The sequence below is a fragment of the Geomonas anaerohicana genome (assembly GCF_016458305.1).
GTDB classification, from domain to species: domain Bacteria; phylum Desulfobacterota; class Desulfuromonadia; order Geobacterales; family Geobacteraceae; genus Geomonas; species Geomonas anaerohicana.
Genome location: NZ_JAEMHL010000001.1, coordinates 266,906 through 281,406 on the forward strand (window position 1 = coordinate 266,906; position 14,501 = coordinate 281,406).

General features: G+C 63.5%; 10 protein-coding genes, 1 tRNA gene and 1 other RNA gene. 9 read left to right on the plus strand and 3 right to left on the minus strand.

The window, feature by feature from the left end; translation table 11 throughout:
* Positions 1-121: 121 nt before the first annotated feature.
* A complete protein-coding gene (locus tag JFN91_RS01195) occupies positions 122-1,015 on the plus strand; it encodes a DnaJ C-terminal domain-containing protein (RefSeq protein WP_199387395.1) in 894 nt (297 codons plus the stop codon).
* An 81-nt stretch (positions 1,016-1,096) separates the two neighbouring features.
* Here JFN91_RS01195 and JFN91_RS01200 read toward each other — a convergent pair whose 3' ends face one another.
* From JFN91_RS01200 to mfd, 3 genes are all read right to left on the minus strand, one after another.
* Complete coding sequence (locus JFN91_RS01200) at positions 1,097-2,056, minus strand: peptidylprolyl isomerase (protein WP_199387396.1); 960 nt, start codon at positions 2,054-2,056, stop codon at positions 1,097-1,099.
* 97 nt (positions 2,057-2,153) lie between these two features.
* Positions 2,154-3,092 carry a peptidylprolyl isomerase gene (locus tag JFN91_RS01205; RefSeq protein ID WP_199387397.1) on the minus strand — a complete coding sequence of 313 codons (939 nt, stop codon included), beginning with the start codon at positions 3,090-3,092 and terminating at the stop codon, positions 2,154-2,156.
* 57 nt (positions 3,093-3,149) lie between these two features.
* Positions 3,150-6,623, minus strand: coding sequence for a transcription-repair coupling factor (mfd, locus tag JFN91_RS01210; RefSeq protein ID WP_199387398.1), 3,474 nt, complete (start codon positions 6,621-6,623; stop codon positions 3,150-3,152).
* A gap of 208 nt (positions 6,624-6,831) precedes the next feature.
* On the opposite strand from mfd, the gene JFN91_RS01215 reads away from it, so the two are divergent.
* The 8 genes from JFN91_RS01215 (at position 6,832) to JFN91_RS01250 (ending at position 14,382) form a co-directional block, all read left to right on the plus strand.
* Positions 6,832-7,170 (plus strand): hypothetical protein, encoded by a 339-nt coding sequence (locus JFN91_RS01215; RefSeq protein WP_199387399.1) that lies wholly within the window; start codon positions 6,832-6,834, stop codon positions 7,168-7,170.
* 123 nt (positions 7,171-7,293) lie between these two features.
* Positions 7,294-7,384: transfer RNA gene (locus tag JFN91_RS01220), tRNA-Ser, on the plus strand.
* A 33-nt stretch (positions 7,385-7,417) separates the two neighbouring features.
* Positions 7,418-7,516: signal recognition particle sRNA small type (gene ffs, locus JFN91_RS01225), an RNA gene on the plus strand.
* Positions 7,517-7,594: 78 nt separating this feature from the next.
* Complete coding sequence (gene dnaX, locus JFN91_RS01230; protein WP_199387400.1) at positions 7,595-9,340, plus strand: DNA polymerase III subunit gamma/tau; 1,746 nt, start codon at positions 7,595-7,597, stop codon at positions 9,338-9,340.
* Positions 9,341-9,388: 48 nt separating this feature from the next.
* A complete protein-coding gene (locus JFN91_RS01235) occupies positions 9,389-9,703 on the plus strand; it encodes a YbaB/EbfC family nucleoid-associated protein (protein ID WP_199387401.1) in 315 nt (104 codons plus the stop codon).
* A 142-nt stretch (positions 9,704-9,845) separates the two neighbouring features.
* On the plus strand, positions 9,846-10,439 hold the full coding sequence (gene recR, locus JFN91_RS01240; RefSeq protein ID WP_199387402.1) for a recombination mediator RecR: 594 nt from the start codon (positions 9,846-9,848) through the stop codon (positions 10,437-10,439).
* A 77-nt stretch (positions 10,440-10,516) separates the two neighbouring features.
* On the plus strand, positions 10,517-14,068 hold the full coding sequence (gene nifJ, locus JFN91_RS01245) for a pyruvate:ferredoxin (flavodoxin) oxidoreductase (RefSeq protein WP_199387403.1): 3,552 nt from the start codon (positions 10,517-10,519) through the stop codon (positions 14,066-14,068).
* Between the two features lie 113 nt (positions 14,069-14,181).
* On the plus strand, positions 14,182-14,382 hold the full coding sequence (locus JFN91_RS01250; protein ID WP_183344507.1) for a cold-shock protein: 201 nt from the start codon (positions 14,182-14,184) through the stop codon (positions 14,380-14,382).
* The last annotated feature ends 119 nt before the right edge of the window (positions 14,383-14,501 follow it).

Here is a 14,501-nt window from a genome sequence, read left to right on the forward strand (position 1 = left end):
TTCCAGCCTATATAAGCGCGCCTGCCGCGGGTTGTCAAGGTTTACAACATGTTGACAACGACTGGGTCAGCTATTACATTCTGTGGAGCAAAAAAGAAGCAAATGTGAAAGGGAATTTAACATGGCGCAGAGAGATTATTACGAAGTACTGGGACTCAAGAAAGGCGCCTCGGCCGAAGAAATCAAGCGGGCCTACCGCAAACTTGCGGTCAAGTATCACCCGGACAAGAACCCTGGGGATAAAGAGGCCGAGGAGCGCTTCAAGGAGATCAACGAGGCCTACGCGGTCCTCTCCGACCCGAAAAAGAAAGAGCAGTTCGACCAGTTCGGCTCGACCAACTTCCACCAGCGATTCTCCCAGGAGGACATCTTCAGGGGCTTCAACGTCGACGACCTGTTCCGCGACCAGGGCTTCGGCACCGACGACATCTTCTCCCGCATCTTCGGCGACGCGGTGCGGCGCCAGCGCGGCGGCCGCGGTCGCCCCACGGCCGCCAAGGGGGAGGATTTCTCCATGGAGATCCAGGTCACCTTCCGGGACGCCTACGACGGCGCGGAGAAGCGGGTGGCCTTCATGCGCGACGGCGCCCGCGAGGAGCTGTCGGTCAAGATCCCGGCCGGTATCGAGAGCGGCGCGAGGCTCAGGGTGGCCGGGCGCGGTGCGCCGGGGCACATGGGCGGTCCGGCCGGCGACCTCTACCTCTCGGTGTCGGTGGGGACCGATCCCCTCTTCCAGCGCGAGGGGGCGAACATCGTGCTCAACCACGAGGTGCGCTTCTCCCAGGCGGTGCTCGGCGGCCACATCGAGGTGCCGACCATGGAGGGGACCAAGAGGCTCAAGATTCCGGCCGGCATCCAGTCCGGCACCAAGGTGCGCCTGAAGGGGCTGGGTTTCCCGGTGCTCGGGGCGCAGACACGCGGCGACATGTACGTGAGGATCGCGGTGCACGTGCCGGAAAAACCGACCACGCGCCAGCGCGAACTGGTCGAGCAGTTGGCCGCCGAAGGGCTCTGACCTTACCGCAGCGCTCAATAAAAAAATCCCCCTCGCCCGGTGACGGTGAGGGGGATTTTTTCGTTCTGTGCAAGGGGACGCCTAGGGCTGCTTCACGTCGATGTTGGCGGCGTTGCGCAGGTCCTTGACCCATTGGTTGAAGCGCTCTTCGGATTTTTTCCGGTACAGCTGCTCCTCGATGGACTCCTTCACTTCCTCGAAAGAACGACCCTTCTCCTGGCTCTTCTGTTCCAGCTTGATGATGTGCAGTCCGGCGGGGCTTGCTACCACCGAACTCACCTCGCCGGGCTTCATGGCGGCGACGGTGTCCCCGATCTCGGCCAGCATATCGCTCCTCTTGAAGGTGCCCAGGTCGCCGCCATCCTTGGCAGCCGCAGGGTCCTGCGAGTACTTCTTCGCCAGTTCGACGAAGTCCTCGCCGCCGCGCGTCTTGGCCAGCACTTCGTCGGCCAGCTTCCGGGTCTTGGCGGTCTCCTCGGCGCTTGCCTTGGGGTCGAGCTTGAAGAAGATGTGCCGGGCATGGAAGGTTTCGTTACCGCCGTAGTCGGCCCGGTGCGCGTCGTAGTATTCATGCATCTCGCGCTCGCCCACCTGGATCTTGGAGCGGACCTCCTGGCTCATGAGCCGCATGCGCTCCAGTTGCTCCTTGAGCTGCACCTTGTACTGCGGTACGGTGAGCCCCTGGCCTGCCAGCGCCTTCTCCAGCCCTGCCTGGTCCAGGTTGTTCTGTTTCTTGACGTCCTCGATGGCCAGGCGCACGTCCTCGTCGCTGACCTTGATGTCGAGTTCGCGGATCTTCTGCTCGACCAGTTTGCGGTCCACCAGGCGGTTCAGGGCGGTGCTCCTGGTCACGGTCCTTTCGGCAGCGGGGAGCTTTTCCGCCTCCTTCTGCACCTGCGCGTATTCCTTGTCGACGTCGGCGCTGGTGATCACATCGTCGTTGACGATGGCGGCGATGCTGCTGATCGGTTTGGTGGTGGCAAGGCTGGGGGTAACTGCGAGAAGGGCCAGCATGCTGCAGGCCGTGATGATCTTTACCATATGCTCTCTCTGTGGCCGCCGGGGCGGCGCTTGTGCACAAACGGCCGGGACTAGCCCGGCCGTTTGTCTGTTTCTGCTGCTGCCTGAATAATTGCGCTTACTTGGCTTTTGCCGGCTGTGCTGCCTCGCCCGGATGGGCCGCGCCACCCTTGGCGCCTTCACTGCCGAGTTCCTTCAGTGCGTCTTCCTTGATGGAGACCTTGGCCTGCTTCTTCAGGTCTTCCTTCAGCGTCTTGAAGGTCTCCTGCTGCTTGGCCGGGGCCAGGGCTGCCTTGATCTCGTCCTTCACCTCGTCGAGAGTGCGGGCGCCGGCCGGACGGGAGCCGGTCTTCTTGATGATGTGGTAGCCGAACTGGGTCTTCACGATCCCGGAGACCTCGCCGTCCTTCAGGCCGAAGGCCACTTTCTCGAAGTCGGGGATCATGGAGCCTTTGCTGAACCAGCCCAGGTCGCCGCCCTTCTGGGCCGCGCCGTCGATGGAGTTCTTCTTGGCCAGCTCCTCGAAGCTTGCACCACCCTTGAGCTGCTTCTCGATCTCTTTCGCCTGCGCCTCGGACTTGACCAGGATGTGGCTGGCCCTGATCTGGGCGTCGGACTTGAACTTGTCCTTGTTCTTGTTGTAGTAGTCCTGCATCTCGGCGTCGCTCACCTTGGCGGACTCCTCGATCTTCTTCTTGAGGAAGGCCTCGACGATGACGCGCTTCTTCAGGTCCTCGAGTTTCGCGGCCACTTCCGGGCTCTTGTCGATACCATCCTTGGAGGCCTGCTGCAGGATCAGCTCGCGCACCACCATGGTGTCGATCATTTCCTTCTTCCCCTCCGGGGTCTCGGTCATCGGCTTGAGCTGGGGCGGCAGGGCGGCCTGCTCCTTGTAGAAGTCCTTGTCGGTGATGTTGGCGCCGTTCACCTCGGCGAGAACGATCCCCTTGCCCGGGCCTTCCTGTTTCGCCCCGGTGGCCCCCTCCTGCTTTTTGCAGCCGGTGACGGCAACGCTGAGCGCGATGAAAAGTATTGCGGCGGTTTTGCTGAAGTGCACGATGGGCTCCTTTTCTTATTAGCGTAAATTTATTCGAATCCGGGGAACGCTAGCATATCAGACTAGGCATTTCAAGACATTTCTGGCTTCCGCCAGCACCCCGTCGAACGAGCCGTCGCCGACCCGCACGTAAAGCCGGAAGTCCGGCGTAAACCTGTATTTTCCTTTCTCTTTCCGCAGCAGCCCGGTGATGGCATCCGGCGAGACCGGCGTCCTCTCGTGGAAGGCGAGCGAGAGCTCGTTGCCGGAGTACTCGATCTCCTTCACCAGGAGCCGTTTCAGGGCGACACGCAGGCGCATCACCTCCAGGAGGTAGAGCGCCGCCACCGGCAGCGGTCCGAAGCGGTCCGCCAGCTCCTCGCGGATGTCGTCGACCTCGGCCTCGTCGGCGGGCTGGGTCAGCTTCTTGTAAATAAGCAGGCGCTGGTTCGGGTCGCGGACGTAATCCTCCGGGATGAAGGCCGGCACCTTGAGCTTGATCTCCGGCTCCACCCGCTCCGGGAGCGCCTCCCCCTTCAGGGTGCGCACCGCCTCGTCGAGGAGTTCCGTGTAGAGCTCGAAGCCGACCGCGGCGATGTCGCCGCTTTGGCGCGCCCCCAACAGGTCGCCGGCGCCGCGGATCTCCAGGTCGTGGGTAGCGATCCTGAAGCCCGCCCCCAGCTCGGTCAGCTCCTGGATGATCTTCAGCCGCTCGCGCGCGTCGGAGGAGATGGAGCCCTCCCCGGGGATGAGCAGGTAGGCGTAGGCGCGGGTCTTGGAGCGGCCGACCCTGCCGCGCAGCTGGTAGAGCTGGGACAGTCCGAAGGTGTCGGCGCGGTTCACGATCAGCGTGTTGGCGGTGGGGATGTCCAGGCCGCTCTCGATGATGGTGGTGCACAGAAGGAGGTTCGCCTCGCCGTGCATGAAGGAGAGCATGACCTGCTCCAGCTCCTTCTCCGCCATCTGTCCGTGCCCGACGGCGATCTTCGCCTCCGGGACGATGCGCCGCAACTCCTCGGCCATGGCGCCGATACTCTGCACCCGGTTGTGCACGAAGAAGACCTGGCCGCCGCGGCGCAACTCGCGCAGCACCGCCTCGCGGATCAGCTCGTCCGAGGAACGGGAGACGAAGGTCTTGATGGCGAGCCGGTCCACCGGCGGGGTGTCGATGATGGAGAGGTCCCGGATCCCCATGAGCGACATGTACAGGGTGCGCGGGATGGGGGTCGCGGTGAGGGTGAGGATGTCCACCACGGCCCGGAACTGCTTGAGCCGCTCCTTGTGGGCCACGCCGAAGCGCTGCTCCTCGTCCACGATCAGAAGCCCCAGGTCCTTGAAGACAATGTCCTTTTGCAAGAGGCGATGGGTGCCGATGACGATGTCGATCTCCCCCTTCTTCACCCCCTCCAGGATCTGCTTCTGCTGCTGCGGGGTGCGAAAGCGCGACAGCATCTCCACCCGCACCGGGTAATCCTTGAGCCGTGCCGCAAAGCTCTCGGCATGCTGCTGGGCGAGCACGGTGGTCGGCACCAGGATGGCCACCTGCTTGCCGTCCAGGGTCGCCTTGAAGGCGGCGCGCATGGCCACCTCGGTCTTGCCGTAGCCGACGTCGCCGCAGACCAGGCGGTCCATGGGGCGCGGGCTCTCCATGTCGGCGATGACCTGGTCGATGGCGGCGGCTTGGTCCGGGGTTTCCTCGAAGGCGAAGGAGGCCTCGAAGGCACGGTACATGTCGTCGGCCGGGGAGTAGCGGTATCCTTCCTGGACCTCGCGGGCGGCGTGGATCTTCAACAGTTCCGCCGCCATCTCCTGGATCTCGGCGCGGGCCTTGGCCTTGGCCTTTTCCCAGCCGGCGCCGCCCAGGCGGTCCAGTCGCGGTTCGATCCCCTCCGCCCCCACGTAGCGCTGCACCAGGTTGATGCGGTCCACCGGCAGGTAGAGCTTGTCGCCACCGGCGTACTCGAGGAGCAGGAAATCCCCCTCCATGCCGGTGAGGCTTAAGTGCTGCAGCCCGCGGTACAGGGCCACGCCGAAGTCGATGTGCACCATGTGGTCGCCCGGCTTCAGTTCGGCCAGCGAGGTAAGGAGCTGCTTCTTTTTCGCCTCGGACAGGCCGCGCCGCTTCACCCTCTTGCCGAAGATCTCCTCCTCGGCAATGACCACCAGGCGTTCCTCTTCCAGCCGGAAGCCGCGCGATATCTCGCCGATCAGGATCTCGACCCGGCCGGCGGGGCGGGCCGCGGCGGTGAGGAAGGAGTCCTGGGAGTGTTCCAGCGGGAGGCGGTAGTGGGACAGAAGCTCGTAGAGCCTGCGGGCCTGCCCGGCCTGGTGGCAGGGGATCAGCACGCGGTTGCCCGCCGCGATCCAGGTCACCATCTTCTCGGTCAGGGGGGCCAGCACCCGCTCCCCCTCCGGGTTGGTGTCCAGTCTCAGGTCCTGGTTGCCGGAACAGGCGACCCTAAGCTTCTCGCCCCCTTCCCCCTCGATCTCCAGGCGCGGGAACTCCAGGCGGCGCCCGCCGGAGAGGGCGCGCTCCAAGTCCTGCGCCGAGAGGTAGAGCTCGCCGGGGTCGCAGACGATGGCATCGCGCAATTCGGCGCGCTTGAAGGCGCTGTCCAGGTCCTCGCCGAAGCGCTGCAGCGCATCGGCTATGGCGTCGGGATCGACCAGTACGCGGACGGCGTCGGCACCGACGTAGTCGAGTATGGTCTCCAGATTGGGGTGGAACAGGGGCTGCAGGAACTCGACGCCCGGGGGGTAGATGGCATGCTGCAGCTGCTCCAGGAGCTCGCGACGCCGGTCGGCGCCGATACCCAGGTGGTCGCAGCGGCGCTTGAGCCTGGGGGCGAGATCCTTCACCACCTGCTCGGAGAGGATCACCTCGCGCGATGGGAGCAGCACCAGTTCCTCGAGCGGCTCCAGGGAGCGCTGCGAGACGGGATCAAAGAGACGCATGGTCTCGACCTCGTCGCCGAAGAACTCGATGCGGATCGGCTGCTCCCGGTCGGGGGGGAAGATGTCCAGTATGCCGCCGCGCACCGAGAAGGTGCCGCGGTCCTCGACCAGGGGGACGTGGGAGTAGCCGAGCTTGACCAGCTTTTCCACCAGGCCGTCGCGCTCCAGCTCCTCGCCCGCGACGAGATACTGGCAGACCCCGCCCAGGGTGTCGCGGGGGATGACCCGCTGCAGGGCGCTCGCCACCGGGAGTACCACCGCCCGGGCCGCGCCGTCCAACAGGCGCACCAAGGCGTTCAGGCGCTCTCCCACCAGGTCCGGGTGCGGCGAGGCGGCATCGAAGGGGGTGACGTCCCAGGCGGGGAAGGGGAGCACGCTCTCCGGCCGGGCGGTGAAGAAGCGCAACTCGCGGGCGACTTCGTCGGCGCTCTCCTGGTCGGCGGTCAGCACAACCAGCGTCGGCGCGCCGTTGTCCGCCAGCCGCGACAAAAGGAAAGCCGGCGCCGATCCCTCCAGCCCGGTCACGCTCACCTGGCAGGTGGGGAAGGTCAGTTTCTCGTTGAGCTGTTTCAGGTACTGCGCTTCGGGCATGGTCATCGTGTCGGGGCGGGACCTTTCGCTTTGGTGGGTGGAACTCTCTGGCACCGGTTGAGCATAGCAAAAACGGGGCCGATTATCCAGATACTTGGCGGGCAAAGTTTTTGCGCCGACCCCAAATAAATGTAAAGAAAAAAGCGGAGCCGCCGAAGAGGCTCTTGAAGCCTGAGGAGAGAAAGGTGTGAGCAGCTTAATTAAGGGTGAGCTTATGAAACAAGAAGATGTTCTCCACTCCGACGTAATAAATTACTTCAGCTCGGAGTTTGCTGCACTAGAGGAGCGCCTCAAATCGGGCCGTCTGGAAGACTACCGTGAGCGCGTGCTGGTCAGCCGCAAGATCTCGGAGGCCGTGCACCTGCTCTCCCCCTACGTGCGCAGCGATCCCCGGGCCAGGCACCTGGTCAAGAACGCCGAGGCGCTCAGGAAAGAGCTCCTCTCGGTGCGCTCCATCATCGCCAAGCAGCTCTTGCAAAAAGACAAGCAGTCCCTTCTACAGGCCATCCTCATGCGTAAAAAAGGGCGCCGGCCCGACGAGCTGGCCGGTTGACCGCAGCGCCCTGGTGCCGGGTCCGGCCCACCGTTGCTGCTGGGCCTCCCGGCGTTTTACGTTCCAATGAAGAATTCGCTTTACAATTAATGCGGCGTGTATTATATATCTCCTCCTTGTTGTGGAGAGATGTCCGAGTGGTTGAAGGAGCACGCCTGGAAAGCGTGTGTACGTTAATAGCGTACCGAGGGTTCGAATCCCTCTCTCTCCGCCATATTTATATTTACCCTTTGCGGATAGACCTGATAGCTGGGTCCCGCGCAACGGAAGGTTATGAACCCCGTCAGGTCCGGAAGGAAGCAGCGGCAGTAACCGCCCCCGTGTGCCGCGGGGTAGCCCAGCTATCAGCTCTTTCCGCAACCCCCCGCCCGCCCCACGCCCCGCACGAATCATGAACCACGTGAAGCCATAGAGGTACGCCGCCTTGTCCTATCTTGTTCTTGCTAGAAAATGGCGCCCCCAGACCTTCAGCGACCTGGTCGGCCAGGAGCACGTCAGCCAGACCCTCAAAAACGCCATCGACGGCGGCAGGGTTGCGCACGCCTTTCTCTTTACCGGCGCCCGCGGCGTGGGCAAGACCAGTTCGGCGCGCATCCTCGCCAAGGCCCTCAACTGTGAGAGCGGCCTGACCGTCGAGCCCTGCAACACCTGTTCTACCTGCCTGGAGATCACCGACGGCAACTCGGTGGACGTCTTCGAGATCGACGGCGCCTCCAACACCGGCGTCGACGACATCCGGGAACTCAGGGACAACATCAAGTACCTCCCCTCGCGCTCGCGCTACAAGATCTTCATCATCGACGAAGTGCACATGCTGACCACCAACGCCTTCAACGCGCTGTTGAAGACGCTGGAGGAGCCGCCGCCGCACGTCAAGTTCATCTTCGCCACCACGGAACCGCACAAGGTCCCCATCACCATCCTGTCGCGCTGCCAGCGCTTCGACTTCAAGCGGATCGCGCTGCCGCGCATCGTCTCCAGGCTGCGTTTCATCGTGGACCAGGAGGGGGTGCAGGTCTCGGACGAGGCGCTCGCGGTGGTGGCCAGGAAGGGCGACGGCAGCATGCGCGACTCCCTCTCCACGCTGGACCAGGTGCTCGCCTTCTGCGGCAACAGCGTCTCGGACGAGGACGTCGCTGCGCTGTTAGGCGTGGTGGACCGTCGCCTGATCATGGACGGTTGCCGCAGCGTGCTCGAGGCGGACGTCAAGGGTGCGCTCGGCATCGTGGCCCAGGTCGATTCCTTCGGCTACAGCATGCGCCAGTTCTGCCAGGAACTGATCAGCCAGTTCCGCAGCATCTCCATCCTGAAGGCCGTGGGTGACGCAGGCGACCTCCTGGAGCTCTCCGACGCGGAGCAGGGTGAGCTGAAGGCGCTGGGTGGGCAGGCCTCGGTCCAGGACCTGCAGCGCCACCTGGCCATCCTGCTCAAGGCCGAGGCGGAGATGGCCCATGCCGGCTTCCCGCGCCTGATCCTGGAAATGGCGCTGATGAAGATGGCGACCCTCGCCCCGGCCATCCCGGTGCAGGAGTTGCTGGCACGTCTGGACTCCCTGGAAAAGGGTGGCGCGCTGCCGCAGCGCAGCGATGCCCCGCGGCCGTCCGCCCCGGCACCGCGTCCGGCACCGCAGCAGCACGCCGCACCTCACCGCCCCGCGGCGGCTCCCGTTGCGGCAGCGCCGGTGGCGGCAGCACCGCAGGCCCCGGCCGCGGCCGCGGCAGTGCAGCCGGCACCGTCCGCCTTCGTCTCCGGCGGCGACCTCTGGGGTAGCTTCGTGCAGGCGGTCAAGGCGAAGAAGCCGATGCTCGGCGGTGCGCTGGAGGAGGTCTACCCGGTCCGGGTGGCCCAGGGCGTGCTGGAAATCGGCTGCCTGCAGGGCTCCTTCCAGCTGACCAGGCTGCAGGACCCGGAGCAGATCAACGAACTGAAGAGCCTCGCCCAGGGGCATTTCGGCGTACCCACTCAGATCAAGGTGGTCGCGCTGAACGGCCCGCCCACCGACGCCGCCCCGACCCTGTCGGAAAAAAAAAGCCTTGAAGACGCCGAGCGCAGGGCACACCTGAGGCGCGAGGCGGAGGAACATCCGCTGGTGGCGGCGGCGGTCGAGCTCTTCGACGGCGAGATCTCCGAGGTGCAGGAACTTCCGCAAAAAGAAGGGGCAAAATCATAACAATGTTCCGCGGTACGCTGCGACAATAAAGGAAAATTGGAGGATACGATGTCTAAAGGTTTGGCGCAGATCATGAAGCAAGCGCAGATGATGCAGCAGAAGATGGGCAAGCTGCAGGAGCAGGCGGCGGAAAGGACCGCCGAGGTCACCTCCGGCGGTGGCGCGGTAACGGCGGTTGTCAACGGCAAGAACCAGGTGCTCTCGCTGGTCATCAAGAAGGAAGCCGTCGATCCGGAAGACGTGGAAATGCTGCAGGATCTGGTCATCACCGCCATCAACGAGGCCCTCAAGAAGGTGCACCAGGAGATGAGCGAAGAGATGAGCAAGATCACCGGCGGGCTGAGCATCCCGGGCCTTTTCTAGGGGGACGGCGCCTAGCGCAGGATACGGATCAAATAGAGGGTGCATGCCGCTTTGGTGTGCACCCTTTAATTATCCAATTCTACGATCAAATTTTTTTTGGTAAAAATAACCAGTAAAAACTTGTTTTATCCATGGTGGGAATATGCTACATTTTTCGGGCTCGCTGACCAGGCTGGTGGGAGAATTGAAGAAATTGCCTGGTGTCGGTGAAAAAAGTGCCTTGCGGCTTGCCTTTCACCTGCTTAAATATCCCGGTAATATCGAGGCGTTAGCAGAGAGCCTCATGCAGGTGAAGGAAAAGGTCCGTTTTTGCTCCCTCTGTTTTGCCATTACCGAGGACGATCCCTGCTGGATCTGCTCGGGGGAGCGCGACGGCGCCACACTCTGCGTGGTGGAGGAGCCGCAAGACCTGCTGGCCCTTGAGAGAAGCCGCGCTTTCCGCGGCCGCTACCACGTGCTGCAGGGGGCTCTTTCACCGTTAAACGGCGTTACACCGCGTGACCTGAGGATCGCCGAGCTGATGCAGCGGTTGGAGGGGGGCGAGGTGCGCGAGGTGCTGATCGCCACCAACTTCACGGTTGAGGGGGAGGCGACTGCGCTCTACCTGACCAGGATGATCAAGCCGCTCGGGATCAAGGTCACGCGTCTGGCGCACGGCATCCCCATCGGCAGCGACCTGGAATACGTGGATGCGGCGACCGTGCAGCGGGCGGTGGAGGGGCGTTCGGAGCTTTAGGGCCCTTCCGCAAGTGCGAACTAGAACGATCTTTTACCGTAAAGCTCAATTGGATTTTCAAACACAGGAGGAAATCAATGTCCCGCAGAATGGTAACAATCGACGGTAACACCGCTGCCGCACACGTGGCACACGCCACCAACGAGGTGATCGCCATCTACCCGATCACCCCTTCCTCGGTAATGGGGGAGATCTCGGACGAGAAGAGCGCCCGGGGCGAGAAGAACATCTGGGGCACCGTCCCCTCCGTCTCCGAACTGCAGTCCGAAGGTGGCGCTTCCGGTGCCGTCCACGGCGCGCTCCAGGCCGGCGCCCTGACCACCACCTTCACCGCCAGCCAGGGCCTTTTGCTCATGATCCCGAACATGTTCAAGATCGCGGGCGAGCTCACCTCGACCGTGTTCCACATCTCGGCGCGCGCCATCTCGGCCGCCGCGCTGAACATCTTCGGCGACCACTCCGACGTCATGTCGGCGCGTTCCACCGGCTGGGGCATGATCTGTTCCAACAACGTGCAGGAGGTCATGGACTTCGCGCTGATCTCCCAGGCCGCCACCCTGCGCGCCCGCGTTCCCTTCATGCACTACTTCGACGGCTTCAGGACCTCCCACGAGGTGCAGAAGGTCGAGGAGCTAACCTTCGACGACATGCGCTTCATGATCAGTGACGAGCTGGTCCAGGCGCACCGCGCCCGCGCGCTGACCCCGGACCGTCCGGTGCTGCGCGGCACCGCCCAGAACCCGGACGTCTACTTCCAGGGTCGCGAGACCGTCAACGCCTACTACCCGAAGGCGCTGCAGATCGTGCAGGAGGAGATGGACAAGTTCGCCGGCCTCACCGGCCGCAAGTACTCCGTCGCCGAGTATGTCGGCGCCCCGGACGCCGAGCGCGTCATCATCGTAATGGGCAGCGCCGCCGACACCGTCCAGGAGACCCTGGAGACCCTGAACGCCGCCGGCGAGAAAGTGGGTCTGGTCAAGGTGCGCCTGTTCAGGCCGTTCCCGGTCGACGCCGTCGCCGCCTGCCTCCCGGCTAGCGTCAAGAAGATCGCCGTGCTCGACCGCACCAAGGAGCCGGGCTCCCTGGGCGAGCCGCTCTACCTCGACGTGAGGACCGCCATCGGCGAGGCCATGGCTGACGGCAAGAGCTCGTTCAAGTCCTACCCGATCATCGTGGGCGGCCGCTTCGGCCTCGGTTCCAAGGAGTTCACCCCGGGCATGGCCAAGGGCGTGTTCGACAACCTGAAAGCCGACAAGCCCAAGAACCACTTCGTGGTCGGCATCAAGGAAGACGTCACCAACTGCTCGCTCGACTTCGACCCGGCATTCGTGAACCCCTCCGCCGGCACCTACTCCGCCATGTTCTTCGGCCTGGGCTCCGACGGCACCGTCGGCGCCAACAAGAACTCCATCAAGATCATCGGCGAGAACACCGACAACAACGTCCAGGCCTACTTCGTCTACGACTCCAAGAAGGCCGGTACCGTCACCGTGTCGCACCTGCGCTTCGGCAAGGGCGAGATCCGCTCCCCGTACCTGATCGACCAGGCGGACTTCGTGGCCTGCCACAACTTCTCCTTCCTCGAGAAGTACGACATGCTCTCCCGCGCCAAGGTCGGCGGCACCTTCCTGCTCTGCTCGCTTACCGACGACAAGGAAGCGGTCTGGAACGCCATGCCGGTCGAGGTGCAGCAGCAGATCATCGACAAGAAGCTCAAGTTCTACGTGATCAACGCCATTGCCCTCGGCGAGAAGCTCGGCCTGGGCGCCAGGATCAACGTGATCATGCAGACCGCCTTCTTCAAGATCTCGGGCATCATGCCGCTCGACGCCGCCATCGCCTCCATCAAGGACGCCATCAAGAAGTCCTACGGCAAGTCCGGTGAGAAGGTGGTCGAGATGAACAACAAGGCGGTCGACGCCGCCCTGGAGAACATCTTCGAGATCACCGTGCCGGCTACCGCGACCAGCAAGATCAAGAAGCCTGCCGTCGTGGGCGCCCACGCACCGCAGTTCGTGCAGGAAGTCACCGCGCAGCTCATCGCCGGCCGCGGCGACGACGTGCCGGTCTCCATGCTCCCGGCCGACGGCACCTTCCCGACCGCGACCTCGCAGTACGAGAAGCGCAACATCGCCGTCGACATTCCGGTCTGGGACGAGAGCCTCTGCATCCAGTGCGGCATCTGCTCCTTCGTCTGCCCGCACGCCACCATCAGGATGAAGGTGTACGATGCCGACAAGCTCGCCGGCGCACCGGAGACCTTCAAGTCCACCGACGCCCGCGGCAACGAGTTCAAGGGGATGAAGTGCACCATCCAGGTCGCCCCGGAAGACTGCACCGGCTGCGCCGCCTGCGTGGCCAACTGCCCGGCCAAGTCCAAGGAAGATCCCAAGCACAAAGCGATCAACATGAAGTTCCAGGCGCCGCTCAGGGCATCCGAGGCCGCCAACTACGACTTCTTCCTCAACATCCCGGAGACCGACCCGACCCTGGTCAAACTCGACACCCTCAAGGGTAGCCAGCTGGTGCGCCCGCTCTTCGAATACTCCGGCGCCTGCGCCGGCTGCGGCGAGACCCCGTACCTGAAGCTCATGTCCCAGCTCTTCGGCGACCGCGCCCTGATCGCCAACGCGACCGGCTGCACCTCGATCTACGGCGGCAACCTGCCGACCACCCCGTGGGCGAAGAACGCCGACGGCCGCGGCCCGGCCTGGTCCAACTCCCTGTTCGAGGACAACGCCGAGTTCGGCTTCGGCATGAGGCTCGCCGTTGACAAGTTCAACCAGGCCGCCCTCGAGCTGATCGACACCCTCTCCCTCCCGGCCGACCTGGTCGCCGAGATCAAGGGTGCCGACCAGAAGACCCAGGCCGGCATCGAGGCGCAGCGGGCCCGCGTGGCCAAGCTGAAGGAGATCCTGAGCGCTTCCGGCGACGCCGCCGCGAAGAAGCTCCTCTCCATCGCCGATTACCTGGTCAAGAAATCGGTCTGGATCGTCGGTGGCGACGGCTGGGCCTATGACATCGGCTACGGCGGCCTGGACCACGTTATCGCCTCCGGCAAGAACGTGAACCTCCTGGTGCTCGACACCGAGGTGTACTCCAACACCGGCGGCCAGGCCTCCAAGTCCACCCCGATGGGCGCCGTGGCCCAGTTCGCCGCAGGCGGCAAGCCGCAGGCCAAGAAGGACCTGGCCATGATCGCCATGGCCTACGGCAACGTCTACGTCGCCAAGGTCTCTCTCTCCAACCCGGCCCAGGTGGTCAAGGCGTTCATGGAAGCCGAGGCGTACGACGGCCCGTCCCTGATCCTGGCCTACAGCCACTGCATCGCCCACGGCATCGACATGGCCACCGCCGTCGAGACCCAGAAGCGCGCCGTCGCCTCCGGCCACTGGCCGCTGGTCCGCTACAACCCGGACCTCGCCGAGCAGGGCAAGAACCCGCTCATCCTGGACAGCAAGGATCCGAGCATCTCTCTCGAGGAGTACGCCTACGGTGAGAACCGCTACCGCGTACTGAAGAAGAACAACCCGGAAGCGGCCGCGACTCTCATGGCCCGTTCCGCCGAACTCACTGCCCGCCGCTTCGATCTGTACAAGCGGATGGCGGAAATGGACTTCGGCAAATAGAAAAGAAATCTAACTAAAGCGCTTGACAGGGACCATACCCGTGCATAAAATCTTTACCTGTGCCGGGGATGGTCCCGCAATCACGTAAAAGAGTAGTAACAGGAGAAGTCGTAATGGCAAAAGGTGTAGTGAAGTGGTTCAATGACAGCAAGGGTTTTGGTTTCATCGAGCAGGAGAACGGCGAGGATGTGTTCGTACACTTTTCCGCGATCCAGAGCGAAGGGTTCAAATCCTTGACCGAGGGCGATTCCGTAACTTTTGACGTGCAGCAGGGACCGAAAGGCCTCCAGGCAGCCAACGTAGTAAGGGTTTAAAGTCAATCCTTTAAACGACAAAAAGCCCCCGGGGAAACCCGGGGGCTTTTTTTTGTGGTTTATGCCACATCATGGGCGTTCTAGCCCCCCCTCCCTGGACGGGAGGGGGCTGGGGGGTG

Coding starts and splice junctions, on each gene's coding strand:
- JFN91_RS01195 (WP_199387395.1), top strand. CDS start 122: ATGGCGCAGAGAGATTATTACGAAGTACTGGGACTCAAGAAAGGCGCC.
- JFN91_RS01200 (WP_199387396.1), bottom strand. CDS start 2,056: ATGGTAAAGATCATCACGGCCTGCAGCATGCTGGCCCTTCTCGCAGTT.
- mfd (WP_199387398.1), bottom strand. CDS start 6,623: ATGACCATGCCCGAAGCGCAGTACCTGAAACAGCTCAACGAGAAACTG.
- JFN91_RS01215 (WP_199387399.1), top strand. CDS start 6,832: ATGAAACAAGAAGATGTTCTCCACTCCGACGTAATAAATTACTTCAGC.
- JFN91_RS01235 (WP_199387401.1), top strand. CDS start 9,389: ATGTCTAAAGGTTTGGCGCAGATCATGAAGCAAGCGCAGATGATGCAG.
- recR (WP_199387402.1), top strand. CDS start 9,846: ATGCTACATTTTTCGGGCTCGCTGACCAGGCTGGTGGGAGAATTGAAG.
- nifJ (WP_199387403.1), top strand. CDS start 10,517: ATGTCCCGCAGAATGGTAACAATCGACGGTAACACCGCTGCCGCACAC.
- JFN91_RS01250 (WP_183344507.1), top strand. CDS start 14,182: ATGGCAAAAGGTGTAGTGAAGTGGTTCAATGACAGCAAGGGTTTTGGT.